The 1,600-nt window shown below is 38.9% G+C and carries 1 protein-coding gene and 1 pseudogene; one reads left to right on the forward strand and one right to left on the reverse strand.

Annotated elements, in window-relative coordinates; all coding sequences use genetic code 11:
• Positions 1-33 precede the first annotated feature (33 nt).
• Positions 34-555: a glycine zipper domain-containing protein gene (locus tag WBN20_RS00370; RefSeq protein ID WP_424280304.1), complete on the reverse strand. Its 522-nt coding sequence runs from the start codon at positions 553-555 to the stop codon at positions 34-36.
• A 375-nt stretch (positions 556-930) separates the two neighbouring features.
• Between WBN20_RS00370 and WBN20_RS00375 the strand changes: the two are divergent.
• Positions 931-1,600 (forward strand): annotated as a pseudogene (locus WBN20_RS00375) (peptidase); the annotation flags it as partial.

The raw sequence follows: 1,600 nt of genomic DNA on the forward strand, positions 1-1,600 counted from the left end.
ATAATTGATTTAATAATTATATGGTTTAGGTTATTAGTTTACGGTATACCCTTTACCCTGCAGGCACGCACTGTATGCTTTTTTAAAGCTATTCATCATATCAGCTTCTGCCTGGCCGGCAGCCTGATTGTTTGCCTGTTGCTGCTGTGATCGCCCTACCCTGCTTGCTCTACGACCTCCCAGGCCTCCTGCCACAGCACCAATTGCAGCACCTTTCCCCGCATCACCGGCAATTGCTCCAATAGCTACGCCTGCTAAGGCACCTCTTGCTCCCCCTCTAATGGCAGAACCATCTGGTCCGGTTTCTACTTGTTGTGCCTGAACACTTGGAGGATTCAAAGGATCTATTCCACTTTGCTGAACACCCCACTTATAGCAATAAGACTCATCATCTGCCTGTTGTGCGGCACTCTGGTCTTTCGCAGGAAAAACATATAATCCTACAGTTTTGGACACCATTGCTCCAAGAGACTGCTCCTGGGCATACGAATTAAAATTTGTGCCAAACAAGAAAAAACTAAAAATCAATAAATATGTATAATATGCTAATTTCATAACCCGGTTTTGATAATATTAATTAAATAATTTAAAAGGAAAACTCAGAAATCAAAAGTACTAAAGTTTTTTTTTAAAATGATATACAAAAGTATGATAATAGTAGTATTTGTATTCAACAATACCTGAATCCAGCAAGAACATTTCTATGTTTTAATCTTGAAAATTCATGGCTTAAATCTAACAATACACCTGCCAACATTTAATTTTTCAGTATTAATTTCTAACCAGCTTCGTTTTGCAATATGGGTATGCGGTAACCGGCTTTTTTTATACGGCTGAGATTCAAATAATTAGTCAAGTGTGATCGTTCTTACAATTCACTTACTTTTCACTATTTTTGTGGAATTTTATTACATACGGCAAAATAATACTATGAAAAATATACTTTTTATTGTCTCTGCACTTTTTGTGGCCTGTAACTCTTCTCAGAAAACAGTCGGGGAACAAACAAGTGTTGCACAGACAGAGGTAATAGCAGATCCCCAGGCCTTTGCCGTAACTATTACAGAAAAAGAACTTAAGGAACATTTATATATCTATGCTTCAAATGAATTTGAGGGTAGGGAAACGGGGAAACCCGGACAAAAAAAAGCGGTAGATTATCTTAAAACAAATTATGAGGCCATGGAAATTCCCCCGGCTAAAGAAGATGGCAGTTATTTGCAGAAAGTGCCGCTAGAATTCCCTAAGGTTCCCATGGGCTCAATAATGGCAGGAGAAACGGAGTATGAGTTAGGAACCGACTTTTTAACATTTGCACCAAGTGCAGGAAATTTTGACGAAATTATTTATGTCGGCTACGGGATCGAAGATAAAGGTTACTCCGACTATCAAGGCCTGGATGTATCTGGTAAACTAATCTTAATTAAGTCCGGTGAGCCGGTAAATGAAGATGGTACCTATGTAATTTCAGGAAGTTCTAAACAATCTGTTTGGAGCAGCAGATCTGATGCTCCTGGTGCCAGGCTTCAACTGGCCAGAAGTAAAGGAGACAAAGGGGTACTTTATTATGATCCTGATAATTACGATAGGTACAAGAAGT

It is taken from the genome of Eudoraea sp. (genome assembly GCF_049665975.1).
GTDB lineage: Bacteria > Bacteroidota > Bacteroidia > Flavobacteriales > Flavobacteriaceae > Eudoraea.